Origin of the sequence: Streptomyces sp. NPDC006134 (genome assembly GCF_040628835.1) — a bacterium.
GTDB lineage: Bacteria > Actinomycetota > Actinomycetes > Streptomycetales > Streptomycetaceae > Streptomyces.
Genome location: NZ_JBEXTV010000042.1, coordinates 50,241 through 75,898 on the forward strand (window position 1 = coordinate 50,241; position 25,658 = coordinate 75,898).

Consider the following 25,658-nt stretch of genomic DNA (forward strand, 5'->3'; position numbering starts at 1 on the left):
TGCGGGGGAACAAGCGGAGGGCCGGCGTGCGGACACACGTGAGGACCCGCGCGAGCACACGCCGCGAGTGAAACGATTCAGAAGGTGAAGCTATGAGCCGCCCGGAAAGGTGTCAACCCCAAAGACTTCGCGCACTCTCCCCAACATGATTTCTCTGTCCGGCAGTCGAGAGTTTTTCGAGCCGGACCCATTGACGCGCGGTGTCGGCCTTGCCTAACGTCCCGGCCAGCCTGCTTGAAACCTTTCACGATGTCGTGAGGGCTGTCACGCCGACGTCGTCGAGGAGCCCTCATGACCCACCCGTCCGACACGGCTCCGGCCCCGGTCCTGACGCTGAGGGACGTCTCCAAGTCCTTCGGCGCGGTCCGCGCCCTGCGGGACGTCCGCCTGGAGCTGTTCCCCGGCGAGGTGCACGCCCTCGCCGGGGAGAACGGCGCCGGCAAGTCGACCTTCACCGCGAAGAACATCGACCGGTTCGGCTTCTGACCGCCGGTCCACCACCGCAGAAGGAGCGGTACGTCATGCAACGCGTCTGTTTCCTGCTCAAGGTCCGCCGGGACCGGATCGCCGAGTACCGCGCACGCCACGCCGCCGTGTGGCCGGACATGTGCGCGGCGCTCACGGCCACCGGCTGGCACAACTACTCCCTCTTCCTGCGCGACGACGGCCTGCTCGTCGGCTACCTGGAGACGGAGGACTTCGAGGCCGCCAAGGCCGGCATGGAGGCGACCGAGGTCAACGCCCGGTGGCAGGCCGAGATGGCCCCGTTCTTCGAGGCTCTCGACGGCGCCCGCCCCGACGAGGCGATGAAACCCCTCACCGAGGTCTTCCACCTCCCCTGACCCGCGGCCGGCGGGCAGGCCCCACCGGGCCGCGGCGGGGCGGCGGCACGGCGGTAATGTGAAGGCCGTCCGGCCGCGCCGCCGCCCGTCACCCAGCTCCACAGCCCGACCCTGGAGGTCCCTGCCCGATGGCCCAGTCGGTGGGTATCAAGGACGTCGCCCGTGCCGCCGGGGTCTCCGTCGGCACGGTCTCGAACGTCATCAACCGGCCGGAGACGGTCGCCACCGAGACCCGCGCGCGCGTGCTGTCCGCGATCGACCGGCTCGGCTACGTCCGCAGCGAGTCCGCGCGCCAGCTGCGCGCGGGCCGCAGCCGGATCATGGGGCTGCTCGTCCTCGACATGGGCAACCCGTTCTTCGTCGACGTGGCGCGCGGCGCCGAGCGGGCCGCACGCGAGGCCGGACTCGGCGTGATGGTCTGCAACAGCGCCCAGAGCCCGAGCGAGGAGGCCGAGTACCTGTCGCTCTTCGCCGAGCAGCGGGTGCGGGGCGTGCTGCTCACCCCGGCCGACGCCACCGGCCGCACCATCGAGGGCTTCCGGCGCCACGGCATCCCCTTCGTGCTGGTCGACCGGGTCGCCGAGGGCGCCACCGGGTGCTCGGTCTCCGTCGACGACGTGGCGGGCGGCGCCCTCGCGGTGCGTCACCTGGTGGACGCCGGCCACCGGTCCCTCGCCTACGTCAGCGGCCCTCCCGGCCTCCACCAGGTGCGCGACCGCCGCACCGGCGCCCTGAGCGCCCTCGCCGAGGCCGGCCTCGGCCCCGAGGCGCTGCGCGAACTGCCCACCGAACGGCTCGACGTGGCCGCCGGGCGCGACGCCGGCGCCCGCCTGCTGGGCCTCGCCGACCGCCCGACCGCCGTCTTCTGCGCCAACGACCTGCTCGCCCTCGGCGTCCTGCAGGCCATGTACGCGGCCGGGGTCGACGTCCCCGACGACCTCGCGATCGTCGGCTACGACGACATCGAGTTCGCCGCCGCCGCGGCCGTCCCGCTCACCTCCGTACGGCAGCCCGCCGTCGCCATGGGCGCCCTCGCCGCCGGACTGCTGCTGGAGGAGACCGAGAGCGAGGACGCGGCGCGGCCGCACGAACACCGCCGGGTCGTCCTCCAGCCGGAACTGGTGGTGCGGCGCTCCAGCCTGTCCGCCCGTTGACCCGTCCGCTGACCCGCCCGCGCCCGGCGGGTTCCGGCAGGTCCCGGATCCGCCGGCCCGGCGGCCGTGTGCTGAACTGGGGCACGGCCACATGATCCGTCCGTCACCGGGAGCCCTCGTTGAGCGTCAGCTACCGCCAGCCCGGCGTCGTCCTCACCGACCGCCGCTTCACCGTGCCCCTCGACCACGACGACCCCGCGGGGGAGACGATCGAGCTGTACGCGCGTGAGGTCGTCGCGAGCGACAAGGCGCACCAGGACCTGCCGTGGCTGCTCCACCTCACGGGCGGCCCCGGCTTCGGGGCGGCCCGGTTCGTCGGCCGGCAGAGCTGGCTCGACCGCGCCCTGCGGGAGTACCGCGTCCTCCTCCTCGACCAGCGCGGCACCGGAGCCTCCACGCCCGCCAACCGGCAGACGCTCCCGCTGCGCGGCAACCCCGCCGCGCAGGCCGAGTACCTCACGCACTTCCGCGCCGACTCCATCGTCCGCGACTGCGAGGCGATCCGGCCCGAGGTCACCGGCGGCGCCCCCTGGACCGTCCACGGCCAGAGCTTCGGCGGCTTCTGCACCGTCACCTACCTGTCCCTGGCCCCCGAGGGCCTGGACACCGCCCTGATCACCGGCGGCCTGCCCTCGCTCGACGCCCACGCCGACGACGTCTACCGGGCCGCCTACCCCCGCATGGAACGCAAGACGGCCGCCCACTACGCCCGCTACCCGCAGGACGTCGAACGCGCCCGCCGCATCGCCGGCCACCTGCTCACCCACGACGTGACCCTGCCCGGCGGCTACCGCCTCACCGCCGAGGCCTTCCAGTCCCTCGGCATCCTGCTCGGCAGCGGCGAGGGCAGCCACCGCCTGCACTACCTCCTGGAGGACGCCTTCGTCCGCACCCCGCACGGCACGGAGCTGTCCGACGCGTTCCAGGAGCAGGCGCAGAGCCTGCTGTCGTACGCGGGCCATCCGCTGTTCGCGCTGGTCCACGAGGCGATCTACGGCCAGGACGAACGCCCCACCGCCTGGTCGGCCGAGCGGGTCCGGGCCGAGTTCCCGCGGTTCGACGCCGCGCGCGCCCTGGAGTCCGGGGAACCGCTCCTGTTCACCGGCGAGGCGGTCCAGCGGTGGATGTTCGACTGCGACCCGGCGCTGCGCCCGCTGCGCGAGACCGCCGAACTGCTCGCCGCCCGCACCGACTGGCGGCCCCTGTACGACCCCGCCCGCCTCGCCGTCAACGAGGTGCCGGCCGCGGCGGCCGTCTACCACGACGACCTGTTCGTCGACACCGCCCACTCCCTGCGGACGGCCCGCGCCATCCGCGGCCTGCGCACCTGGATCACCGACGAGTACGAGCACGACGGCGTCCGGACCGACGGGCCCCGCGTCCTGGACCGGCTGCTCGCACTCGCCCGCGACGAGGTGTGAGTCCGGGGCGGTCCCCGGGTGCGATGCCGGCGGCCCGGGCTAGTCTGCGGGCATGACCGAGCCGACGCTCACGCGACTGGAGCCCATGCCCGGCGACTGGCGGCGCGCCCTCGCCGTGGTGGCCCACCCGGACGACCTGGAGTACGGCTGCTCGGCGGCGATCGCGGCCTGGACCGACGAGGGCCGCGAGGTCGCCTACGTGCTCGCGACCCGCGGCGAGGCGGGCATCGACACGCTGGCACCCGACGTATGCGGCCCGGTGAGGGAACGGGAACAGCGGGCGAGCGCCGCCGTGGTCGGGGTGTCGCAGGTGGAGTTCCTCGACCACAAGGACGGCGTCGTCGAGTACGGCGTCGCCCTGCGCCGCGACATCGCCGCCGCGATCCGCCGCCACCGGCCCGAGCTGGTGATCACCCTCAACCACCGGGACACCTGGGACGGCACCGCCTGGAACACCCCGGACCACGTGGCCGTCGGCCGGGCCACGCTCGACGCGGCGGCCGACGCGGGCAACCGGTGGATCTTCCCCGACCTCGCGGACCAGGGTCTCCAGCCCTGGGACGGCGTGCGCTGGGTCGCCGTCGCCGGTTCCGGCACGCCCACCCACGCCGTGGACGCCACCCCGGGCCTGGAGCGCGCGGTCCGCTCCCTGCTGGAACACCGCACGTACATCGAGGCGCTGACGGACGAGGACCCCGAGACGTACGCCCGCGGATTCCTCGTCCCGTACGCGAAAGCCATGGGGGAGAGGTTCGGGGGCAGGCCGGCGGTGGCGTTCGAGCTGTTCGGCAGATGAGGCCCGCGGACGAGGGGGCCTTTACGGGAAACCCGTGAGCCCGTGAGCCCGTGAGCCCGTGCCCCGGTGACTCCGTGACTCCGTGCCTCCGTGAACTGGTGGGCCGGTGAGCGGGCCCGGCAGCCCCGCACCCCCGGCGACCTGCACTGCTCCCTATGCTGAACGGCATGCGAGATCACACGGTGGACCAGGCGGCACTGCGCGGCGACTGCGAGCGGTGCTTCGGGCTGTGCTGCGTCGCCCTCCCGTTCGCCGCCTCCGCGGACTTCGCGCGGGACAAGAAGGCCGGCACGCCGTGCCCCAACCTCCAGGGCGACCACCGCTGCGGCATCCACGCGCGGCTGCGGCAGCAGGGCTACACCGGCTGCACGGTCTACGACTGCTTCGGCGCCGGGCAGCAGGTCTCGCAGGTCACCTTCGGCGGGCGGGACTGGCGGTCCGGCCCGCCCGAGCACGCCCGCCGCATGTTCGACGTCTTCCCCGTCGTGCGCCGGCTGCACGAACTGCTGTGGTACCTCACCGAGGCGCTCACCCTGCCCGCCGCCCGCCCCGTCCACGCCGACCTGCGCCGCCTGCGGCAGCGCACCGAGCGGCTCACCGGCGGCACGCCCGAGGAACTGGCCGCGCTGGACGTGGCCGCGCACCGGCAGGAGGTGAACGTGCTCCTGCTGCGCACCAGCGAACTGGTCCGCGCCGGGGCGCGCGGCCGGAAGAAGAACCGCCGCGGCGCCGACCTGATGGGCGCCCGTCTCAGGGGCGCCGACCTGCGCGGCGCGGACCTGCGCGGGGCCTACCTCATCGCCGCCGACCTGACCGGCGCGGACCTGCGGGGCGCGGACCTGATCGGCGCGGACCTGCGCGACGCCGACCTGACGGACGCGGACCTGACGGGCGCGTTCTTCCTGACCCAGCCTCAGCTGAACGCGGCCCGGGGCGGCGCCGGCACCCGCCTGCCGGAGTCAGTCACCCGCCCGGCGCACTGGGCAGCGGGGCGCTGAGCCGCTCTCCCCGGCGGCCGGTTCCGGTTCCGTGGCCGGGAGCGGGGGCGCGGCCCGCGCGGTCCGCCGCTCCAGGTGGAGCCGCAGCCCGTCCGGCATCAGCGTGAGCCGCTCGGTGACCCGCAGCCGGTAGCCGGGATCGGGCCGCAGTTCGTAGCGGCGCAGCAGCAGCCCGAGGACCAGCGTCGCCTCGTGCAGCGCGAACTGCCGCCCGATGCACGCCCGCGCACCCGTCCCGAACGGCTTGAACGTGTGCGGGGGACGGGACCGTACGGCCTTGGCGTCGAACCGGTCGGGATCGAACCGCTCGGCGTCCGCGCCCCACACCTGCGGATCGCGGTGCAGCATGGGCGTCAGGACGAGCGCCCAGGCACCCCGCCGCATCGGATGGGTACCGGCCAGCACCGTGTCCTCGCGCGCCTCCCGGGCGAAGGCGGGCGCGGTCGGCCACAGCCGCAGCGTCTCGTCCAGCACCCGGCGCACGTACCGCAGTCTGGCCACCTGCTCGTAGCCCGGCGCCGTCGTGTCCCCCCACACCCGGTCGATCTCGGCGCGGGCGCGGGCCGCCACCTCGGGGTGCCGGGAGAGGTGGTGCAGGGCGAAGGAGAGCGCGCCCGAGGTCGTCTCGTGGCCCGCGACGAGGAAGGTGACGACCTGCCGGCGGACGTTCTCGGTCGACAGCCGCTCACCGGTGACGGGATGGGCGGTCTCCAGCATCCGGTCCAGCAGGTCGCCCTGCTCGCCCTGTCCTCCTCGTTCTCCCCGTCCGCGCGCGGTGCGGCGGGCGCGCACCAGGTCGTCGACCGTGCGGTCGAGGAGGGCGATGTCGGCCGCGTTGCGACGGCTCGCGCGGCGCAGCAGCCACGGGGCCAGCGGCGCCGGCACGGTGTTGAGCCGCTGGGCGTGGGAGAGGGCGCCCACCATCGCGGTGACGAAGGGGTGGGGGCGGGAGCGCTCGAAGGAACCGAAGTCGTGGCCGAACCCGGTGCGGGCGATCGTCTCCAGGGTCAGCCGGGTCATGTCACCGGGCACGTCCACCGGCCGGCCCGCCGCCACCGCGCGGTCCCAGCGGTCGGTGAGCCGCCGGGCCACGTCCAGCATCGTCACGTGGTAACCCGCCATGGCCTCGCGGCTGAAACCGGGGGCCAGGACGTCGTGCGCCAGCTGCCAGTTCGGTTCGTGGTTGTACGCCGTGAACAGCCCGTCCCCGGCCACCGGCCGCAGATTGGCCACCCCGAGGCCGACGTGCTTGGCGAAGCGCGCCTCGTCCGCGAGGTCGGCCACCAGGCCGGCGCCCCACACGAACACGAACTCCTTGCCGAACGCCCGCCGCCGGAAGATCGGCCCGAGCTGCCGGGCGTACCGCAGGGAGTCCTGCAAGGGGGTGCGGCCGCTCGCGCCGAGCACGTCCCCGAGCAGGGGGAGCCGGTGCGGTGGATGCGGGATGCGGTGCAGTTCGGGCCAGCCGAGCTCCGCGCTGCGGAACCCTTTCGGCAGCCCGTTCCCGGCCGGTCCTCCCGCGGTCCCCGCCATGACGCGATCCCCTTTGATCCGGCGGCACGTCGCGCCGCCCGTACCTGTTGTACGTGGGTTCGACAGCGTGTTTCAGTCTGGTCCGGTTGCTGAATCGGCGTCAAGGAAGGTGCGGGCACGGCCGCGAGCCAGGGCGGGCGCACGCGCCGCCGGCTCAGCACCGAGGAGCGCCGGGAGCAGCTCCTGTCGGTCGGCGCGCGGCTGTTCTCGGAGAGCCCGTACGACGACGTGCGGATCGAGCGGGTCGCCGAGATCGCCGGGGACTCCCGCGGACTGCCGTACCACTACTTCTACTTCCCGGCCGAGCGGGACTTCTCCGCGGCCGTCGTCGAGCGCGAGAGCGAGCGCATGCTGCGGATGACGGCGGCCGTTCCCGGAATCCCGGTGCGCGAGCAGCCCGCCGCCGGTCTCGACGCGTACCTGGAGTACGTCGAGGCCCACGTCCACGGTTACCGGGCCTTCCACCGTGCCGACGCGGCGGGGGACCGGGCGGTGCGCCTGGCCTGCCGGCGGGCGCCGGCCGCCCAGGAGCAGCGGATCGTCGCGGCCCTGGCCGCCGATCCCGGGTTCGGCCCGGTCTTCGCCGAGCGGCCCGGCGTACGGCTGGCGGTGCGCGGCTGGCCGGCGTTCACCACCGCGGCGTGCCTGGAGTGGCTGGACGGCCCGGAACCGACCCGGGAGCAGGTGCGCGATCTGTGCGCACGCGCCCCGCTGGGCGCCATCGCCCGCTGAAGGGGCCTGGGCGGACCACGTGACGTGGTGGGCGCGACGTGGTTGGCGCACGCCTCGATCTCCGATAGGTTAGGCAAGGCTTACCTAAGGGGGATGGGATGGGTGGCAGTCACACCTGGACGGCCGTGCCGGGCGCGGCCGAGCGGGCCCGCTCGGTGCTCGCCGCCGCGTGGTCCTGCGCGGTGACCGCGGAGGGCGGACGCGAGGAACTCGTCGGCGCGCACACCGTGACCGACGACGGCCGGCTGCTCCTGGAGGTGCCCGAGGACAGCGCCCTGCTCGCGGCGGCCCTCTGCGCGCCCCGCGGTGAGCCGTCCGCCGTACTGGAGTTCGCCGACGTGGCGCCCGTCCCGGTCCGCGACCGCATCCGTGCCCGGCTCTGGCTCGCCGGTCATCTGGCCCTCGCGGACGGCCGGCTCGCGTTCCATCCGATGCGCGGGGTGCTGCGGCAGCCGTCCGGCGCCGTGGTCGTCGGCCCGGAGGAACTCGCCGCCGCCGCGCCCGATCCGCTGGCCACGGCCGAGGCCCGGCTGCTGACCCACCTCGCCGACTGCCACGGCGACGCGGTCGAGCGGCTCACCCGGCTCGTCGACCCCGGCAGCCTGTACGGCGCGGTCCGCGTACGCCCCCTCGCCGTCGACCGGCACGGCCTGACGCTGCGCATCGAGCGCGCCCGCGCCCACGGCGACGTACGCCTGCCGTTCCACGCGCCCGCCGACACCGTCGCCCAGCTCACCGAACGCATGCACGCACTGCTCACCCGGGCGACCGCGGCCTCCTGCCCGCGTGCGCTGCAACGGCAGCGCACGGACGGCGAGGGGTAGGCGGCGACGGGCGGGGCGCCGCCCTTCATCCGGTACGGGCACGGGAACGGCGGTCCGCCCCCAGGGCCTGGGGGCAGGGCGGGTTGCAGACGTTCGGGACCAGGGGGGCCGGGCACCTCGGCCGGCGGCGGCTTCTAGGATCTCCGGCATGGCGACAAGACTCGTGCAGATCAATATGAAGGCCCAGGACGACACCGCGCTCGGCCGGTTCTGGGCGGAGGCACTCGGCTGGGGCGTCGACAGCGAGGGGCCCGGCGTCACCAACCTCGAACCCGTGGGTTTCGCCTACCCCGACCCCGCGGCCGTCTGCATCGACATCATCGCCCGCCCGGAACCGAAAACGGTCAAGAACCGGGTGCACGTCGATCTGGCCACCACCTCGACCGCCCACCAGGCGGAGCTGGTCGCGCGCCTGAAGGATCTCGGCGCGACGCTCGCCGACGTGGGGCAGGGCGACGTCCCCTGGACGGTCATGGCCGACCCGGAGGGCAACGAGTTCTGTGTCCTGGAGCCCCGCCCGGTCCACCAGGACACCGGGCCGATCGCCGCGGTGGTGGTCGACTGCACCGACCCACGGGGGATGGCCCGGTTCTGGGACCAGGCGATGGACTGGACCCTGCACGAGGTCACCGACGACCACGCGACCATGCGATCCGCCAGAGGCGTTGGCCCCTACCTGGAGTTCGTCCGCACCCCCGACACCAAGAGCGTGTGGAACCGCGTCCACCTCGACGTCTGCCCCTACCCCGGTGACGACCTGGCCGCAGAGGCCGCCCGCCTGCGCGCCCTGGGCGCCACCGACCCCGGTATCGACCAGTCCGCGCTCTCCTGGACGGTCCTGGCCGACCCGGAAGGCAACGAGTTCTGCCTCCTCACCCCTCGCTGACCCTTGTCGCTCGCGATGTACGTCGGCGGGGAGCCCAGCAGTCGTTCGTACCAGGCCAGTGCCGCTGCGTAGTCGCTGACCGGGATGCCTGCGTACAGATCGAGGGCCATGCCGTCATGGTAGGTCCGGCGACCCCGTGACTCTCGGTGAAGCTCTCACCTCACCGGCAACGACTCACAAGATCGTGTCACGAGCTCGTGGCGCCCTCACCGATTCCGGAGCGGTTACAGGCTGCCCTGCAGAAGTCGTGCCGGAGCCGAGAAGGGGCAGCACCGGGTTTGCGCGCAGGTGGCTCAGAGGGTGAGGACGATGCCGGCCAGAACCACGTGGACGGCGGTGCCGCCGAGGATGCTCAGCAGCGCGTTGCGGCGCCACAGGTGCAGGCCGACGGTGACGGCCAGGGCGGCCGACGGGGCCAGGGCGCGCGTGTGCGTGAGGGGGAGGTCGCGCAGGCAGTAGACGACCAGGATCAGCATGACGCCGGCGGGCATGCGGGTGCTGAGGTACTGGACGATCGCGCTGTCGCGCAGGGGGACGAGCGCGGCGAAGGGCAGGGCGCGCAGGGCCCAGGTGACGGCGGCGGCGACGAGGACGGCGGCGATGACGTAGGGCTTGTCAGGCACGGCTCGGCCTCCTGCGGGTGGCGAGGTGGCGGGCCAGGAGGCCGGCGGTGAAGAGGACGAAGGCGGCCAGGAGCATCTGGCCCGGGAACAGGAACCGCGCGGCCAGGGCGCTGAGCAGGGCCAGTGCCGGGGTGGGCAGGTCGCCGCGCAGGTTCCGTACGGCGTCCAGGGCGAGGACGGTGAACAGGGCGGTCAGGGCGAAGTCCAGGCCGGTGACGCCGTCCGGGACGAGGGAGCCGAGCAGGGCGCCGGCGGTGGAGCTGCCGGCCCAGTACAGGTGCAGGAGGAGCTGGAGCCACAGGATGCGCCGGCCGGGCCAGGAACGGGCCTGCCCGCCGGTGGTCAGCGCGTACGCCTCGTCGCACAGGGTGTAGGTGCTGTACGCCTTGCCGAGGCGGCCGTTCACGCGGTGCAGGGGGAAGGACAGCGCGTAGAAGACGTGCCGGACGTTCACCATGAAGGCGGACAGCGCGATCGCCGCCAGGGGGGCGGCGGCGGTGACCAGTCCGATGAGCAGGAACTCGAACGATCCGCCGAAGACGAGCGCCGCGGACAGTCCGGCCCACCACCACGGCAGGCCCGACTGCGTCACCAGCACGCCGAAGGCGAGCCCGAGCGGGAGGAACGCCAGGCCCACACCGAGGGAGCCCTTGAACGCCGCACGCGCGTCGGACGGCGTCGCGGACTCGAGGGCGGGTGGCGCGGACCGGAGTCGGCCACCGGTAACGACAGAACCTATTCCCATGCACGCAATTTTAAGAAAGTTTTTACGTTATATGGTTGCCAATAATGGCGCTAAAATTGCTGTGTGAGCAATAAAGTGCATCTCGATGCCGTGGATCGCGAAATTCTGTTTCACCTGAGCCGGGACGGGCGGCTGACCAACGTCGAGCTGGCCAGGCGGGTCGGTCTGACCCCGCCACCCTGCCTGCGCCGGGTCAAGCGGCTGGAAGAGGCCGGTGTCATCGCCGGGTACCGGGCCGTCGTCGACCCCGAGGCCCTGGGCCGTGGCCTGGAGGTGCTGATCGACGTCGAGATCTCTGCCCAGGACCGCAAGAGCTTCGGGGAGTTCGAGGACATCGTCGCCTCCTACGAGGAGGTCGTCGAGTTCCGCCGCATGTACGGGCGCCCCGACTACTTCATCCGCGTAGCCGTCGCCGACCACGCCGCCTACGAAGCCTTCCTCAGCGACAGACTCAGCGGCCTGCCTGCCGTCCTGCGTATCGAATCCCACCTGACCATGAAGGAGATCAAGACCAGCTACGGGAGCTCGTGACACGATCATGTTGCCGGCACGGACCCGGCGGCGCGATCCGAGGACCGGCTCCAGTCGCAAGAACCGGCTTGCACCGGGCGTTGTCAGAGGCGTCGGGCACACTGCGCCGTATGAACTTGGTGACCGCGCACGACTACGCCTGGATCCGTACCTCGCCGCTCTTCCGCCACATGCTGGAGGGCGGATACACCTTGACGCTGATACGGGGGCGGGACCCGCGCGAGGTGCTGCGCGCGATGAAGGCGGAACCGCGTGGCACCGGGGAGGGAACGGCCGGGCTGATCGAGGCGGACGACGCTCACCGTGCCGAGGTGGACGACTACGGGGACGATTCCTACGTCGCGGGCGCCTTCAGCGCTCCGGGCGAGAACGGCGACTGGACACTCGTCCTCGGCTTCGACGGTGGCCTGGGGATCACGGCACCGTGTGTGGAGGAACTGTCGAAGGGCGGCCGGGTCGTGGCGCACTCGACCAACGGCGGCAAGCCCATCCACCTCTTCCACTGGTTCGAGGACGGTGAGCTCCGTACGACGTTCGAGGGCCCCTCGTCGCGCGACGGCAGCACCCCCGATGAACTGGTCCCCCTGCTGCGGGAAGTCGGCTTCCCCCTGACCTCCGGGGGAGAGCACGACGAGAGCGCCCCGGACGTCGACCGGAAGGCGGCGGTCCTCGCCCTGGCCGAGAGACTCACCGGCGTACGCGTCACCGAATCCCTCCTCCAGAACGCCAGGTACGAGCTGGGGCTCGTCCCCGAACAGCCCGCCGAGGAGTGGACCGGCGTGGCCGTCGACATCACCGATGCCCATGGGGAACGCCTGTACAGGGAATGGACCTACGAGGAGATCGCGGCGGCGTCGGACCGCGCACGGACGGAGGCAGACGCGCCGGTCGTGATCACCTACGACGAGCCGCCGGCCATGGACCGTTCGGAGCATGAGGCGGCCGAGTAGCGAGCGCGTCGTGTGGGGGGCGTGCCGGGGGTGCACGAGAGCGGCCGGGGGCCGGTCGGCGAAGACCAGCCGGTGCTTCGCGCCGTCGCCCACGGCCCGCTTCCGCTGCCTGGTCGCAAGCTGGGCTCGGTGGCGTTCATGCCGCAACGGGCCTGCCTCGGTCACGAGTTCAGCGACCACGTCGGCTGACAGGCATATGCCCCTTTGGCCACTCCGTCCGCGTCGACGGGGACGGAGTGACCAAAGGGGCACAGGCCGACGGCGCGGGCGATCACCGGCCTGCCAGGGCAGGGGGACCGTGGGCGCGGGCCAGGTCTCCGGCTTGGCGAAACGGAACTCCGGGCCGGGGTTCGGCAGCCGGCCGCCCCTCGGGCCGTAGACCCCGGGCGGTTGCGGCAACCGCGTCCAGGGGAGAGCGATGCCCGTCAGGGAGAACGGCGGGCGACGGCCTCCCGGCTGCGCCGCGGGCGCCGTACGCGGCGCAGCCGGTCCCGCAGCCCGGCCAGCCAGGGCAGGCGCGCGCGTTGCTCACGCGTATGACGGTCCAGTTCCTCCAGCAGGCGGCGCGACCGGTGCTCGGTGTCCATCTCGTCGAGGATGCGGTTGACCTCGGTCAGCACCGCACCGTGCAGCTGCCAGTGCCGAGGGTCGCGCCGCACCTCGTCCAGCAGCAGGTCGGCGAGTTTGTCACGCGTGACCGCGGCCTGCCGCAGCTCGGCGGAGAGACGTTCCTCCGCGGACTCGGCGTTCTCGCTGACGCTGGTGGTGACCAGGACCGCGAAACTCACCACGGCATCGGCGATCTCGGACAGCAACCGTTCGACGGTGGCGCCGGTCTCCGGCGGGAGCAGGGTCTCCGGTTCGCGTTCCTTCGCCAGGTCGGTGAAGGTGCGGGCGAGCACCCGCAGGACCACCGTGCAGATCTCCAGCGTGTCCAGCCCCGTACGCAGCACCACCCGGTGCAGCAGCCCCTCGCGGACGCGCGGGTTGAGCCGCAGACTGTCCTCCGCCTGCCGCAGCGCCTCGTCCACCTCGACGATGGCGTGGTCGAGCCGGCGGGCCTCGTGCAGCCGCTCCGCCGCGCGGCGGTACGGCGTGTGGCCGGCGGCCTCCTCGCCCAGGCGCAGCATCAGCTGCCGCACCCGCCGGGCCAGCCCCTCGATCGACTCGCCGGCCTGCTCCACCCACACCGGAGGCGCCAGGAGCAGGTTGAAGGCCAGGCCGACGACCGCCCCGATCAGCGTCTCCACCACCCGGGCCCAGGCCAGCGCCCCGTGCGCGGTCACCCCGAGCACCAGCATCGCGCTGATCGCCACCTCGGCGACGAACTCGTGCGCCCGCACCAGGTGCCCGACGCCCAGCGCCGCCACGATCACCAGGGCCAGGCTCCACCAGCTCAGCCCCACCACCACGCTGAAGGCGATCGCGACCAGGACACCGGCCACCACCGCGTTGACGCGGCGGACGCTCATCTTGAGCGTCGCGTACAGGGTGACCTGGACGACCAGCAGCGCGGTGAGGGGCGCGGTGAGCGGCGCCGCCGACTTGTCGGGGGACAGCCGCACCGCGATGACGTAGGCGATCGAGGCCGCGACGGCCGAGCGCAGCGCCTGCACGACCAGGGGATCCCGATACGCCTTCCGTGCCGCCTGCGCGGCTGTTCCGACCCTCTCACGTAGATCACGCATCCTCGGGCTGTTCCCCTTCCCCAGGCGCATCGAACATATCCGGACAGGACCGTAACCGGCCACGGCGGCTCGAATCGTCGCCACGCGCCGTGAGGGGCCGGACGTGTGGTGCCCCGGCCCTCGGGAAAAACCCTGGACAGCACCCTGGTTCTCCGCATCCCGGGACGGGGGCCCGCCGTAGGGCGGCCGGTCCTGGCGGCGCGGCAGCCTGTGGTCAGGAAACGGCGGCGGGCCGGAATCGTTCTGCCTCTTCCCGCCACGCTCGGCATAGTCACGGTCACGGCGACGGCGCCCGCGCCCCGGGCGGTCGCGCCGTCCGGCCGGATCGTGGCTGCGGCAGGCCCGGCCGACGCGGAGCACCGGCACGGACCACCCGGACGGCCCGTACGACGTCGTGCTCGCCCGCAGCCACGGTGTGCTGATCCGCCTCCACCGGGTGGCGGCGGCCCGGCTGCGCGACCGGTGGCGTTCCCTGCCGGGGGTCAGGCGGTCAGCTTGTCGAGGAACGCGTGCAGGTTGCCCGTCGTCCGGGCGATCTGCTCCTCCAGGGTGAGGCTCTCCTCGAAGCGCGTGCCGGTCTCGGGCACCTTCTTGCCGCGCACGTAGAGGGAACAGGCGAGGTCGGTGCACATGTACAGACCCACCGAGTTGCCCTCGCGGCCCGCCGCGCCGGCCTTGCGCGCGGTCATCAGCGACACGCCGCCGCGCGGATGCGAGGTCAGGCACAGCGCACACAGGCTGCGCTGGAGGAAACCGCGCTGGGCGGGCTGGAAGCGCATCGCCACGCCGACGAGCCGGCCCTCGCGTTCGGTGACCAGATGGCTGCGGTCGGGCGCCCCGGGGTCCCGCCAGCCGAGGAAGTCGAGATCGCCCCAGGGGCGTTCGGCGAGGTCGCGGGGTATGGCCATGCGTTTGGCCTCGCCCTTGGAGCAGTTGACGAAGGAGCTGCGGATGTCCTGCTCGGTGAGCGGCCTCATGGGGTGCCTCCTGGGGATGGTCGGGAGCGGACTGAAACCTAGGGATCCTAGGTTCGCTCACGGTAACCATCCGCGCGGAGCCGGGGCCAGCGAATTTCCACTGGCGCCCCACAGCTCACCAGCGCCTCACAGCTCACCGACGCCCCACGGTTCACCAATGCCCCACGGTTCACCAGTGCCCCACGGCTCACCCGTGTCTCGCGGCTCACCCGTGTCTCGCGGCTCACCGGCACTTCACGACCGGTCGGCGTCCCAGGGCTCGTCCCCGGGCCGCGGCGGCCAGACTCCGGGGGCGAGCACGCCGAGCGCGTAGGCGCGGGCGACCAGTTCGGTGCGGTTGGCCGCGTTCCAGCGGGCGGACAGGCGGCGCAGGTGGTACGTGACCCCGTCCGGCGTCAGGCCCGTCTCGCGGGCGGCGCGGGCGGTGGTGGCGCCCCGGGCGAGCAGGGCGAGGATCCGGGCCTCCGTCGGCGACACCCGTACCGGCGGCTCGGCCCCCGGCCGCCGCTCGCCGAGCACCCGCAGCATCACCAGCAGCGCGGGCGTGTCGTCCGCGGTGTCGCTGACCGGGTCCGCCGTCAGCTCGCCGTACCGCTCCCCGCCGCCGGGGGCCGGCCAGCGCACGGACACCTGGTAGCGCGAACGGTGCCGCAGCCGCAGCGCCTGCGCGATCCGCTCCACCTGGCCCGCCTCCCGCGGGCTGAACAGCTCCAGCACGCCCCGGCCGCGCAGCCGCCCCGGCGTCGTCCCGCACTCCGCCGCCATCGCGGGGTTGGCCAGCAGCACCGCGCCGTACACGTCGCACACCGCCACCGGCACCGCGACCCGGTCGAACAGCATCAGGGCGCGGTTGCGCCACACCACCGCGCCCTGCCCGTCCATGTCCACCCGCACCTCCCGCCACGGGGCCCTTGCCACGGGACGCTGTCGCGGGCAAGGGCGACACGCCCACGGGCACTACACAATCATGCAGTGCCGAGGGACGGCCCGCGGGGTCCCGTCGATCAGGCTGGAGCGCAGTACGTCCGTACCGCGAAAGGCAGTTGACGCGCATGCCCCCCACCGCGCCGCACCCCCGTCCCGCAGACGCCGGCTCCCACGTCCCCGTCGTCGACATCTCCGCCACCGGCCCCGGCCGCACCCCGATCCAGCAGGTCATGGGCCTGATGCGGGAGCACGGCCCGGTCCTGGTGCGGCGGCTGCACGGGCGGGACACGCTCTTCGTCGCCGACCTCGGCCTCGTCACCGAGCTCGCCGACGACGAACGGTTCGCCAAGCACGTCGGGCCCGCGCTGGAGAACGTCCGGGAGTTCGCCGCCGACGGCCTGTTCACCGCGTACAACGACGAGCCGAACTGGGCCAAGGCGCACGACATCCTCATGCCCGCCTTCGCGCTCGGCTCGATGCGCACCTACCACCCCATGATGCTGGCCGTGGCCCGCCGCCTCGTCGACAGCTGGGACCGCGCCGCCCGCGCCGGGAGGCCGGTGGACGTCCCCGACGACATGACCCGGATGACCCTGGACACCATCGGCCTGGCCGGCTTCGGCTACGACTTCGGCTCCTTCACCCGCGACGAACCCCACCCCTTCGTCGCGTCGATGGTCCGCTGCCTGGAATGGGCCATGACCCGCCTGGCCCGCGTCCCGGGACAGGACCACACCGCGGCCGACGAGGCGTTCCGCGCCGACGCCGCCTACCTCGCCCAGGTCGTCGACGACGTCATCGCCGCCCGCACCGGCACCGACCAGAGCGCGGCCCAGGACCTGCTCGGCCTGATGCTCACCGCCGAGCACCCCGCCGACGGCACCCCGCTGGACGCCGCCAACATCCGCAACCAGGTCATCACCTTCCTCATCGCCGGCCACGAGACGACCTCCGGCGCGATGTCCTTCGCGCTGTACTACCTCGCCAAGCACCCGGCCGTGCTCCAGCTCGTCCAGCGCGAGGTGGACGAGCTGTGGGGCGACCAGGCCGACCCCGAGCCGACGTACGACGAGGTCGGCCGGCTGACCTACACCCGCCAGGTCCTCAACGAGGCGCTGCGGCTGTGGCCGACGGCCGCCGCGTTCAGCCGCCACGCCCTGGCGGACACCCTCCTCGGCGGGCGCATCCCGCTGCGCGCCGGGCAGGGCGTCACCGTGCTCGCGCCGATGCTGCACCGGCAGCCCGTCTGGGGCGACAACCCCGAGCTGTTCGACCCCTCCCGGTTCACCGCCGAGGCGGAGGCGGCGCGTCCGGTGCACGCCTTCAAGCCGTTCGGCACCGGGGAGCGCGCCTGCATCGGCCGGCAGTTCGCGCTCCACGAGGCGACCATGCTGCTGGCGATGCTGGTGCACCGCTACCGGCTGCACGACCACGCCGGCTACCGGCTGGACGTGAAGGAGACCCTCACCCTCAAGCCCGAGGGCTTCACCCTCACCCTGACCCCGCGCACCCCCGCCGACCGCGTCCACACCCCGCTCCCCGGAGCGGCCGCCGGCACCGGTACCGGCACCCGCACCGAGGCCGCGGCGGGTACGGCGGACGCCGCCCTGCCCGCCCGCGTCCGCCCCGGCACCGGCGCGCTGTTCCTGCACGGCAGCAACTACGGCACCTGCCGCGAGTTCGCCGCCCGGCTCGCCGACGAGGCCGCCGCGCTCGGTTGCGCGACCGAGGTCGCGCCGCTGGACGCGTACGCGGACGGCCTGCCCGCCGACCGCCCCGTGATCATCACGGCCGCCTCCTACAACGGCCGCCCCACCGACGACGCCACCGCCTTCGCCGCCTGGCTGGAGGAGGGCGCCGGGGACCTGTCCGGGGTGACGTACGCGGTGCTGGGCGTCGGCGACCGCAACTGGGCCGCGACCTACCAGCACGTCCCCACCCGCATCGACGACCGCCTCGCCGCCCTCGGCGCCACCCGGCTGCTGGAGCGCACCGCCGCCGACGCCTCCGGTGACCTCTCCGGCACCGTCCGCGACTTCACCGCCCGGCTCCGCACTGCCCTGCTGGAACGCCACGGCGACCCGGAGGCGACCGCCCCGGCCGCCGAGCCGGCCGCGGCCTACGAGGTCCGCGCCCTGACCGGCGGCCCTCTGGACGCCCTCGCCGAGCGGCACGGCCTGGTGCCGATGACGGTCACCGAGGCCCGCGACCTGACCGCCCCCGGCCACCCGCGCCGCAAGCGGTTCGTCCGCGTGGCCCTGCCCGAGGGCGTCACCTACCGCACGGCCGACCACCTGACCGTGCTCCCCGCCAACGACCCGGCCCTCGTCGACCGCGCCGCCGCGGCGTTCGGCGTCGACCCCGGCACCGTGCTGGACATCCGCCCCGCCCGGCCCCGCCGCGACGGCCTCGCGGTCGACCGTCCCCTGACGGTGCGTGAGCTGCTCACCCACCACGTGGAACTCCAGGAGCGTCCCGCCCCCGACCGGCTCGCCGCGCTCGCCGCCGCCCACCCCTGCCCGCCCGAACGCGCGGCTCTCGCCGCCCTCACCGACGACCCCCGCACCCTGGTGGAGCTCTTCGAGGACCATCCCGCCCTGCGCGGTGCCCTGGACTGGCCGGCGCTCCTGGAGCTCCTCACCCCCCTGCGGCCCCGCCACTACTCCATCTCCTCCTCGCCCGCCGTCAGCCACGGCCACGCGGACCTGATGGTCTCCGTCCTCCAGGCCCCGGCCCGCTCCGGCAAGGGCGTCTACCGCGGCACCGGTTCCGGCCACCTGGCCGCCGTCCGGCCCGGCGACACGGTCTACGCCCGCGTCCAGCCGTGCCGGGAGGCCTTCCGCATCGACACCGGCACCACCGCCGGTGCCTCCGTGCCGGTCGTCATGGTCGCCGCGGGCACCGGCCTGGCCCCCTTCCGCGGGGTGATCGCCGACCGGGTGGCCGCCCTCGCCGCGGGTGCCTCGCTCGCCCCCGCCCTTCTCTACTTCGGCTGCGACGCCCCCGACGCCGACTTCCTGCACGCCGGCGAGCTCCGCGCCGCCGAGGCCGCCGGAGCCGTCTCGCTCCGGCCCGCCTTCAGCGCGGCCCCCGAACGCGGTGTCGCCTTCGTGCAGCACCGCATCGCCGCCGAGGCCGAGGAGGTGTGGGCCCTGCTGGACGCCGGCGCCCGCGTCTTCGTCTGCGGCGACGGCGCGCGGATGGCACCGGGCGTGCGGGAGGCGTTCCGCACGCTCCACCGCAAGCACACGCCCGACGCCGACGAGACGGCCGCCGGGGAGTGGCTGGACGGGCTGGTCGCGGCCGGGCGGTACGTGGAGGAGGTGTACGCCGCCGGATGACGGGACGGGCCGCCGGACGGTGCCCGCCTCCCGAAGGGGAGCCGCGTCCGGCGGTGGTCCGCCGCGGACACGTTGCGGCCCGGGCATGTTGCGACCGGGGCAGGCTGCGACCCGGGCACGTGAGGGCCGGACACGCGCGGGCCGGACACGCTGCGACTCGGATACGTCACGGTCCGGGTGCGTCACGACCTCGGTGTCGCGACCCGGGTACGTCACCACGGCCGCACCGGCGTTTCACCGGCCGGAGCGGAGGTACTCGGGGGCGCTCGGACGACGGGAGCCGACAGCAAGGGAGTGTGTTGTGACCGACCACCGCCTCAAGGGACCCGGCGAGAACGGTGCCCCCGTCCCGCGGGACATGCCGGACCAGCAGGCCGACGCCGGCGAGGACCCGTGGGAGGTCGCCCCGGGCCCCACGATCCCCAGGGAGGGCACCGACGGGGACGACGACCGCGCGGACGGCCGGGGTGCCGACGCCGCCGAGTCCGCCGACGTACCCGACACGGACGAGGCGGGGACGGGCCGGCAGGGGGCGCCGCACTCGGGCGCCGTCCACCCCGAACACCCCGTGCCCGACGAGTCGTCGGGCTGACCGCCGGCCCGCACGGGGCGCGAGGCCGGCGTTCAGCCGGCCTTGCGCCCCCGCAGCGGCTCCGTCTGCGCCCCCGCTCCCTCCTGCAGACCCTGCAGGAACTCCTGCAGCACCTCGGTCGCCGTACGCTCCGGCCGCCAGCCGAGCTCCGCACGCGCGCGCGTGCAGTCCAGCAGGGGCAGTCGCAGTACCGCGTCGAACAGGTGCGGCGAGGCCGGCAGCAGATGCAGCCCCCACGCGGCGGCGATCGCCGAGCGCGCCGCGGAGCGGGGCAGCCGCACCCGGCGGGTGCCGAGCATCTCGCCCAGCAGATCGGCGTCGACCGGGGGATCGGCCGCCAGGTTGAAGGCGCCGCGGACATCGGAGCGCACGGCGAGCCGGTAGGCGTTCGCCGCGTCGTCGGTGTGCAGCACCTGCGCCCGCAGCCCGGGCACGTCCGGCAGGAAGGGCAGCAGCTCGGGACGGGCCAGCGGCCCCGGCAGGAAACGCCCGCCGAAGATCCGGCGCTGCTCGCTCGCCGACGCCCGCTTGAAGAGGAACGCGGGCCGCATCCGCACCACCCGGATGCCGGGATGATCACGTTCGAAGATGTCCAGGGCCCGTTCCAGGTAGGCCTTCTCCCGGCAGTAGGCGGCGTCCGGCCAGCCGTGCGTCGGCCAGGACTCGTCCACTGCGCGGTCCTTCGGCCCCGGCGAGTACGCGCCGACCGACGAGGCGTGCACCAGCGCCGGCACCCCCGCGGTGGCCGCCGCCTCGAACACCCTCAGGGAGCCGAGGACGTTCGTCCGCCAGGTCGTCGCAGGATCGTGCGTCGGCTGGAACGCCCAGGCCAGATGGACGACGGCGTCGGCGCCCGAGAAGTGCCCGACCAGGTCGGCCCGCTCGGAGGCCACGTCGACGGCGGCCCAGTCCGTCTTCGGAGGCGACCAGTCGGGGAGCCGCCGGGCCAGGCCCAGCACGGATCCCACCTCCGGGTCCTCCGAGAGCAGACGCACCACACTGGTGCCCACGTTGCCGGTGGCGCCCGTGACCACGACCCTGCTGCCCGTCGCGCTGTTCACTGCCCGCTCCTCTCGGCCGTCGGGTGAGGCGGAGGCCGCCCGGGTACCCCTGCGTCCCGGATACACGCGGAGCGACGGGGCGGACGGCACGGGGCGGCGGGGTGGACGGCGCGGGCCGCGGCAAGGCGAGGAAAAGAAGAGCCCCGACCGGACGGGGGAATCACGGTCGGGGCGGTCTGGGTGGGGCACGGATGGCGGTCGCCTCTCGGCGAAAGGCTCCACAGGGCTTCAGCCGAACGATCGTCCCTGTGGGCAATAGGTGAGGCCCGGGGACACTGTCCCATCCGTACCCACGCCTCGTTCAACGGGGAAGACCCCGTGGGTGTTCCGCTTTCCGTCCCGTTCTGCGGTGATCTGCGTCACTCGTCCTGGTGGGCCTGTTCATCGCGGTCATCGCGGTTGTCCCGGCGGTCCCGGTCATCCCGGCGGTCCCGGCCGACCGGAACGGTCTCCGCCCACAGGTTCTCCGCCTGGAGCAGCAGCGTGCCCAGGACCGCGGCCCGCGCCGCCTCCTGCCCGGCGTGCTCCCGCAGCCCTTCCTGCAGCCGCAGGTGCAGCTCCTCCAGCGTCGCTTCGGCCGGGATCCCGGCGGCGGTGTCCGGTCCGTCGCCCAGCAGCCGGCCGGCCTCCGCGTGACAGGCGTCCCCGATCAGCTCCAGCAGCCGCGCGTACCGCTCCAGCACCGGCCCCTCGGGCGGGGCCGGCGTCCGGTTCTCGTCGGCCGCCACCGTCAGCGTCCGGATCAGCGCCGTCACGTGTCCGGTGACCCTGCTCCACCGCTGGTCCTCCTGCTCGGGTGGCACCGCCACGGGAACACGGTGCAGGGCGCGCAGCGGGCCGTACGTCAGGCGCAGGCTCTCCTGGCTCCAGCCGCGCGCCGAGCGCAGCGCGTCGAGGCGGTGCTGCAGCCGCGCGGCGGCGCTCGACCAGCCGGCGGCGGTCTGCGCGTCCCACGCGCAGTCCCGCAGGTCGGCGGCGAGGGAGTGCAGGACGTCGCCCGTCTCCCGGGCGAGCGCCGCGAGGTTCTCCCGTACGTCGCGTAGGTGGATCGGCGGCAGCACCAGCGCGTTGACGGCGACGCCGATGACCGCGCCGAGTGCCGCCTGCCCGACCCGGTGCCCGACCGCGGACGCGGAGACGGCGCCGGAGGCCAGGGTGAACACCGCCGTCGTGGCCGCGTAGACGCCCTGCTGGCCGAAGCGGTGCCAGTTGGCGAGCAGCATCAGCAGCGGCAGGCACAGCGCGAGCGCCCCCGTGGTGTCGTCGGTGACCGCCTGGGCCCCCGACGCCACCAGCGTGCCGGCGCACATCGCCGTGAACAGCTGCGTCGCCTGCCGGACCGAGCTGTACACGGTGGCCTGCACCAGCACCACCGCCACCCACGGCGCCATCAGTGCCATCGGGTCGCCCATCCAGACCTGGGCGATGCACCAGGCGAGCAGCCCCGCCCCCGCCGCCTTCAGCGACTGCACGACCAGGTCGCGTTCCCGGCCCGGTCCGCTCCAGGCGGCCCGGGCGGCCCGCCCGACGGCGGCCGCCTCCCGCCGCACCGTGTCCGCCGGCCGCGCACCCCGGACCGCCTCCCGGAGACCGCGCAGCCACGCCCGTCGGGTGTCCCCGTCGGCGGACCGGGCATCCGAGGGCCGGGCGTCCGCGGGCCGGGCGTCCGAGGGCCGGGCGTCGGCAGAGCGGCCCTCCTCGGTGCGGGCGTCCGTGGTACGGGCGTCGGCGCGGCGGGCGCCGGTGGACGCCCGGTCCGCCGTGGCAGGGACGTCACCGGGCCGGGCGCCGGCGGACCCGGCGGCGTCGGCGGCGTCGGCCTGCCGGGGGCCCGGCGGCCGGGCGTCCGCGGGCCGGCCGCCACCGGCCGGCGCCCCGTCGGCGCTCCTCCGGCGCCGTACCGCGCCGCCCTGTGCCCCGGTCCTCCGGGCCGTCCGCCGTACGGCCCGGGCCGTACGTCCCACCGCTTCCCTCACACGCGTCATGCGCTGCCGGGTATCCGCGTGACCGGGTGTTTCATGCCAGCGGGCTGTCCGCGAGGGAGGCCAGCAGGTGCGCGGGATCGGCGTAGACCGCGTCCGCGCCCGCCTCCTCCAGGTCGGCGCGGGGGATGCCGCCGCACAGGACGCCCACGCAGCGCACCCCGGCCCGGCTGCCCGCGCGCATGTCCCAGACGGTGTCGCCGACGAACACCGCCCGCTCGGCGGGCACCCCGGCCAGTTCCAGAGCGTGCTCCACCGGCTCCGGCGCGGGCTTGCCCGCGTCGACGTCGTCGGCGCCGGCGGTCGCGGCGATCGCGTCGTCGGCGTCGATGGCCCGGCGCAGCGCGTCCAGCTCGGCACCGCCCGCGGAGGTGGCCAGCACCACCTTCCAGCCGCCGCCGGCCAGGCGCCGCAGCAGGTCCCCGGCGTCCGGCAGGGCGGGCAGCCGGTCGAAGTACTGCCCGTACAGCGCCTTGTGCGCGGCGCTCAGCGCGGCGTCCTGGTCCTTGTCGCGGTCGTCGCCGAGCAGGTGGCCGACGAGGTCCGTGGAGGGCAGGCCCACGGCCCGGTGGACGGCGTGCATGGGCACCCGGTGACCGGCCTGCCGGAACGCCTCCCACCACGTCACGACATGCAGGTGATTGGTGTCGACGAGGGTCCCGTCGACGTCGAACACGGCCGCCCGTTCCATGCACCGGTTCCTTTCCTGGGGTTCTCGCGATCTTGCGTTCTCGCGTTCTCACGCCTCGTTCCCGCGGCGGGTACCACCTCGGCGGCCCGCCACTCCGGCCGCCACTCCGGCCCACCCCTCCGGCCGGCGTACGGCCCCGGCGCGGACGCGGTACGACGGCGCAGGGGACCGCTCCGGCGGGAAGGCGATCCGGCCCAGGTCCTCGGCGGGCTCCCAGCACCACCCCCTGCGCCGCTCTCGTCCCTCGCGGGTGTCCCTCCAGGTTTCCCCGTCGCCCCGCGGGCCGCACGCGGGACGTCGCGGTTTGCCGGTGACCCACCCGGGTACTGCGGTGGCCCGTCACGCTTCCCGTGCCGACGAGGAGGACACACGTGCCCACCCTCACCGCATCCGCCCCCAAGGTGGCCGTCGTCACCGGTTCCGACTCCGGGATCGGCCGCGCCACCGCCGTCCGCCTGGCCGAGGCGGGGATGGACATCGGCATCACCTGGCACACCGACGAGAAGGGCGCCGAACGGACCGCCGAGGAGGTCCGCGCCCTGGGGCGGCGGGCCGAGATCGCCCAGGTGGACCTGGCCCGGCTGCCTCAGGCCGCGGACACCGTCGACGAACTGTGCAAGCGGCTCGGCCGTATCGACGTCCTGGTCAACAACGCCGGTACGGGCACGGCGACGCCCTTCCTCGACCTGGGCCTGGACGACCTGCGCCACGTCCTCGACGTCGACCTGGCCGGACCCTTCCTGTGCGGGCAGCGGGCGGCACGGCGCATGATCCGGCAGGGCGACGGCGGCCGGATCGTCAACGTCACCTCCGTGCACGAGCACCAGCCGCGGGTGGGCGCCGCCCCGTACTGCGCGGCCAAGGGCGGCCTCGGGCTGCTCACCCAGGTCATGGCGATCGAGCTCGCCGAGTACGGCATCACCGTCAACGCGGTCGCCCCCGGCGAGATCGCCACCCCCATGACCGGCCAGGAGGACACCGACCCGCACACCGAGCACCGGCCCGGCGTGCCGCTCGGGAGGCCCGGCGACGCCCGCGAGGTCGCCGCGGTGATCGCCTTCCTCGCCGGGCCCGACGCCTCGTACGTCACCGGAGCCTCCTGGAGCGTGGACGGCGGCATGCTGCGGATGGGCCCGATGGCCGGATCGCACCTGACCGGCGACGACTGGCGGCGTCCCTGAGCGGACCGCCGTGCGGCCGCGTTCGGTCGCGTTCGGCCGCCCGGTCACGCAGGGCGCGAGCGAGGCGGCAGTGTCCGGCCTCCTTCGCGAATGACGTGAATCGGTCATTGAGGGGCATTGCGCTCTACGCTCTCTGTATGACCGAAATCGCGAGCCCGTACATCGCCCGTCCGAGGATCATGGTGCTCGGGGTGCAGCCGGGCACCCCGCCGTTCCGGATCGTGGAGATCGACGGCCAGGTGGTCGGTGAGGCGAGGACCGTCATCGACGTGCTGGAGGCCGCCGCCGCGTTCGGCATCACGGTCCACGACCTGGACGATCCCGAGGTGATCCGCTGGGTGGGCGGCGACAAGTTCACCTGGACCCGGCACTAGCACGGCCACCGTGCCGGATGGGGAACGGTCCCGCCGGGGCCGGCCCGGCCCGCTCACCCGCCCGTCCACCCGCGCCGGAGCCGCGCCGCCCGGAGGGACCCTCGGGGTCCGCCGGTCCGCCGGTCCGCCCTGGAGCCCGGCGCGGACCGGCAGCGGGTGCCGCAGGCCCTACCGCGCGGGCTTGCGCGCGTGCACCGCGCGGCTCAGGCGCCGCCCCAGGAGCAGGTAACCGGCGAGCGCGCCCGTGGTGTTGAGGATGACGTCGTCGACGTCGAAGGCCCGCCCGGTGACCAGCGCGCCCTGTGCGAACTCCACCAGCAGCATGACCAGGGCGGTCAGCAGCAGGACGCGCAGCAGCCCCCGGGTCCGCGGGGCGACGACCGGGACCAGCACGCCGAAGGGGACGCCGAGCAGCAGGTTCCCGCCGATCTGCTTGACGGCGTCGCGCAGCGCAGGCTGGTCCAGGTACGCCTCCAGGGAGCGGCCCGGGTGCAGGTTGGTGTGGGTCAGCGACTCCGAGGCGGGGGAAGGGTGCAGGGTGAGCCGTGCCAGGACCACCGCGAACGCCACCATGAACGCGAACGCGCACACCATCGCGAGCAGGCGCAGGGGCAGCGGCAACGGGCGCCGTTCGTGCCGGGCGGGGGCCTCCGGCTCGGCGGCGCGGGGGCGCCGCGGGGAACGCGGCCAGGGGAGCGCACGGGTCATGAGGTGTCCTTAAGAATGTTGGGCGGTCCGGGAGGACCGGGTGTGGCTGATGAGGTGTTTGCCGTTGATGGCTCCCGGAGAATGGCCGCCCGGTCCTCCGG

24 protein-coding genes and 1 pseudogene are annotated in these 25,658 nt (G+C 74.2%); 15 read left to right on the forward strand and 10 right to left on the reverse strand.

Translation table 11 applies throughout. The features are described 5' to 3' along the window. Nucleotides 1–291: 291 nt before the first annotated feature. The 6 genes and pseudogenes from ABZ340_RS25260 to ABZ340_RS25285 all read left to right on the forward strand — a co-directional run. Nucleotides 292–450 (forward strand): annotated as a pseudogene (locus ABZ340_RS25260) (ATP-binding cassette domain-containing protein); the annotation flags it as partial. A gap of 71 nt (nucleotides 451–521) precedes the next feature. Then, entirely contained in the window at nucleotides 522–842 is a 321-nt protein-coding gene (locus tag ABZ340_RS25265; RefSeq protein WP_358784104.1) for an L-rhamnose mutarotase, read from the forward strand. Nucleotides 843–970: 128 nt separating this feature from the next. Continuing rightward, nucleotides 971–1,996 carry a LacI family DNA-binding transcriptional regulator gene (locus ABZ340_RS25270; RefSeq protein WP_358784105.1) on the forward strand — a complete coding sequence of 342 codons (1,026 nt, stop codon included), beginning with the start codon at nucleotides 971–973 and terminating at the stop codon, nucleotides 1,994–1,996. Between the two features lie 119 nt (nucleotides 1,997–2,115). Then, nucleotides 2,116–3,417, forward strand: coding sequence for an alpha/beta fold hydrolase (locus tag ABZ340_RS25275; protein WP_358784106.1), 1,302 nt, complete (start codon nucleotides 2,116–2,118; stop codon nucleotides 3,415–3,417). Nucleotides 3,418–3,469: 52 nt separating this feature from the next. Then, entirely contained in the window at nucleotides 3,470–4,213 is a 744-nt protein-coding gene (locus ABZ340_RS25280; protein WP_358784107.1) for a PIG-L deacetylase family protein, read from the forward strand. Between the two features lie 155 nt (nucleotides 4,214–4,368). Further along, a complete protein-coding gene (locus tag ABZ340_RS25285; RefSeq protein ID WP_358784108.1) occupies nucleotides 4,369–5,211 on the forward strand; it encodes a pentapeptide repeat-containing protein in 843 nt (280 codons plus the stop codon). Here the strand turns inward: ABZ340_RS25285 and ABZ340_RS25290 are convergent. Further along, complete coding sequence (locus ABZ340_RS25290) at nucleotides 5,173–6,744, reverse strand: cytochrome P450 (protein ID WP_358784109.1); 1,572 nt, start codon at nucleotides 6,742–6,744, stop codon at nucleotides 5,173–5,175. The genes ABZ340_RS25285 and ABZ340_RS25290 overlap by 39 nt on opposite strands. Nucleotides 6,745–6,837: 93 nt before the next feature. On the opposite strand from ABZ340_RS25290, the gene ABZ340_RS25295 reads away from it, so the two are divergent. From ABZ340_RS25295 to ABZ340_RS25305, 3 genes are all read left to right on the forward strand, one after another. Continuing rightward, nucleotides 6,838–7,476: a TetR/AcrR family transcriptional regulator gene (locus ABZ340_RS25295; protein ID WP_358784125.1), complete on the forward strand. Its 639-nt coding sequence runs from the start codon at nucleotides 6,838–6,840 to the stop codon at nucleotides 7,474–7,476. A 98-nt stretch (nucleotides 7,477–7,574) separates the two neighbouring features. After that, nucleotides 7,575–8,300 carry a DUF2470 domain-containing protein gene (locus tag ABZ340_RS25300; RefSeq protein WP_358784110.1) on the forward strand — a complete coding sequence of 242 codons (726 nt, stop codon included), beginning with the start codon at nucleotides 7,575–7,577 and terminating at the stop codon, nucleotides 8,298–8,300. Between the two features lie 148 nt (nucleotides 8,301–8,448). Continuing rightward, a complete protein-coding gene (locus ABZ340_RS25305) occupies nucleotides 8,449–9,186 on the forward strand; it encodes a VOC family protein (RefSeq protein WP_358784111.1) in 738 nt (245 codons plus the stop codon). A gap of 293 nt (nucleotides 9,187–9,479) precedes the next feature. Here ABZ340_RS25305 and ABZ340_RS25310 read toward each other — a convergent pair whose 3' ends face one another. Beyond that, the gene (locus tag ABZ340_RS25310; RefSeq protein WP_358784112.1) at nucleotides 9,480–9,809 is read right to left on the reverse strand and encodes an AzlD domain-containing protein; all 330 of its coding nucleotides are present in this window, start codon (nucleotides 9,807–9,809) and stop codon (nucleotides 9,480–9,482) included. Next, entirely contained in the window at nucleotides 9,802–10,446 is a 645-nt protein-coding gene (locus ABZ340_RS25315) for an AzlC family ABC transporter permease (protein WP_358784126.1), read from the reverse strand. Before ABZ340_RS25315 ends, ABZ340_RS25310 begins: the two co-directional genes overlap by 8 nt. Before the next feature lie 198 nt (nucleotides 10,447–10,644). Between ABZ340_RS25315 and ABZ340_RS25320 the strand changes: the two genes are divergently transcribed. Beyond that, on the forward strand, nucleotides 10,645–11,085 hold the full coding sequence (locus ABZ340_RS25320) for an Lrp/AsnC family transcriptional regulator (RefSeq protein ID WP_358784113.1): 441 nt from the start codon (nucleotides 10,645–10,647) through the stop codon (nucleotides 11,083–11,085). A 110-nt stretch (nucleotides 11,086–11,195) separates the two neighbouring features. After that, nucleotides 11,196–12,035: a DUF6461 domain-containing protein gene (locus tag ABZ340_RS25325; protein WP_358784114.1), complete on the forward strand. Its 840-nt coding sequence runs from the start codon at nucleotides 11,196–11,198 to the stop codon at nucleotides 12,033–12,035. A gap of 425 nt (nucleotides 12,036–12,460) precedes the next feature. Here the strand turns inward: ABZ340_RS25325 and ABZ340_RS25330 are convergent, their stop codons facing one another. The 3 genes from ABZ340_RS25330 to ABZ340_RS25340 form a co-directional block, all read right to left on the reverse strand. Continuing rightward, nucleotides 12,461–13,723: an FUSC family protein gene (locus tag ABZ340_RS25330; protein WP_358784115.1), complete on the reverse strand. Its 1,263-nt coding sequence runs from the start codon at nucleotides 13,721–13,723 to the stop codon at nucleotides 12,461–12,463. A 482-nt stretch (nucleotides 13,724–14,205) separates the two neighbouring features. Continuing rightward, nucleotides 14,206–14,700: an FBP domain-containing protein gene (locus ABZ340_RS25335; RefSeq protein ID WP_358784116.1), complete on the reverse strand. Its 495-nt coding sequence runs from the start codon at nucleotides 14,698–14,700 to the stop codon at nucleotides 14,206–14,208. A 234-nt stretch (nucleotides 14,701–14,934) separates the two neighbouring features. After that, complete coding sequence (locus ABZ340_RS25340) at nucleotides 14,935–15,582, reverse strand: PAS domain-containing protein (RefSeq protein ID WP_358784117.1); 648 nt, start codon at nucleotides 15,580–15,582, stop codon at nucleotides 14,935–14,937. A 170-nt stretch (nucleotides 15,583–15,752) separates the two neighbouring features. Here ABZ340_RS25340 and ABZ340_RS25345 point away from each other — a divergent pair, with 170 nt between their 5' ends. Both ABZ340_RS25345 and ABZ340_RS25350 read left to right on the forward strand, forming a co-directional pair. Next, nucleotides 15,753–18,968 carry a cytochrome P450 gene (locus tag ABZ340_RS25345; RefSeq protein WP_358784118.1) on the forward strand — a complete coding sequence of 1,072 codons (3,216 nt, stop codon included), beginning with the start codon at nucleotides 15,753–15,755 and terminating at the stop codon, nucleotides 18,966–18,968. A 301-nt stretch (nucleotides 18,969–19,269) separates the two neighbouring features. After that, the gene (locus ABZ340_RS25350; RefSeq protein ID WP_358784119.1) at nucleotides 19,270–19,560 is read left to right on the forward strand and encodes a hypothetical protein; all 291 of its coding nucleotides are present in this window, start codon (nucleotides 19,270–19,272) and stop codon (nucleotides 19,558–19,560) included. A 32-nt stretch (nucleotides 19,561–19,592) separates the two neighbouring features. On the opposite strand, the gene ABZ340_RS25355 is transcribed toward ABZ340_RS25350, so the two are convergent. The 3 genes from ABZ340_RS25355 to ABZ340_RS25365 form a co-directional block, all read right to left on the reverse strand. After that, nucleotides 19,593–20,621, reverse strand: a complete 1,029-nt coding sequence (locus ABZ340_RS25355; RefSeq protein WP_358784120.1) for an SDR family oxidoreductase — start codon at nucleotides 20,619–20,621, stop codon at nucleotides 19,593–19,595. Nucleotides 20,622–20,980: 359 nt separating this feature from the next. Further along, nucleotides 20,981–22,171 (reverse strand): FUSC family protein, encoded by a 1,191-nt coding sequence (locus ABZ340_RS25360; RefSeq protein WP_358784127.1) that lies wholly within the window; start codon nucleotides 22,169–22,171, stop codon nucleotides 20,981–20,983. Nucleotides 22,172–22,637: 466 nt separating this feature from the next. Then, on the reverse strand, nucleotides 22,638–23,294 hold the full coding sequence (locus ABZ340_RS25365; protein ID WP_358784121.1) for an HAD family hydrolase: 657 nt from the start codon (nucleotides 23,292–23,294) through the stop codon (nucleotides 22,638–22,640). A 371-nt stretch (nucleotides 23,295–23,665) separates the two neighbouring features. Between ABZ340_RS25365 and ABZ340_RS25370 the strand changes: the two genes are divergently transcribed. Next, nucleotides 23,666–24,475: an SDR family oxidoreductase gene (locus tag ABZ340_RS25370; RefSeq protein ID WP_358784122.1), complete on the forward strand. Its 810-nt coding sequence runs from the start codon at nucleotides 23,666–23,668 to the stop codon at nucleotides 24,473–24,475. 137 nt (nucleotides 24,476–24,612) lie between these two features. Then, nucleotides 24,613–24,849 (forward strand): hypothetical protein, encoded by a 237-nt coding sequence (locus ABZ340_RS25375; RefSeq protein ID WP_358784123.1) that lies wholly within the window; start codon nucleotides 24,613–24,615, stop codon nucleotides 24,847–24,849. A 168-nt stretch (nucleotides 24,850–25,017) separates the two neighbouring features. Here the strand turns inward: ABZ340_RS25375 and ABZ340_RS25380 are convergent, their stop codons facing one another. Further along, the gene (locus tag ABZ340_RS25380; RefSeq protein ID WP_358784124.1) at nucleotides 25,018–25,557 is read right to left on the reverse strand and encodes a VanZ family protein; all 540 of its coding nucleotides are present in this window, start codon (nucleotides 25,555–25,557) and stop codon (nucleotides 25,018–25,020) included. Nucleotides 25,558–25,658: the final 101 nt, after the last annotated feature.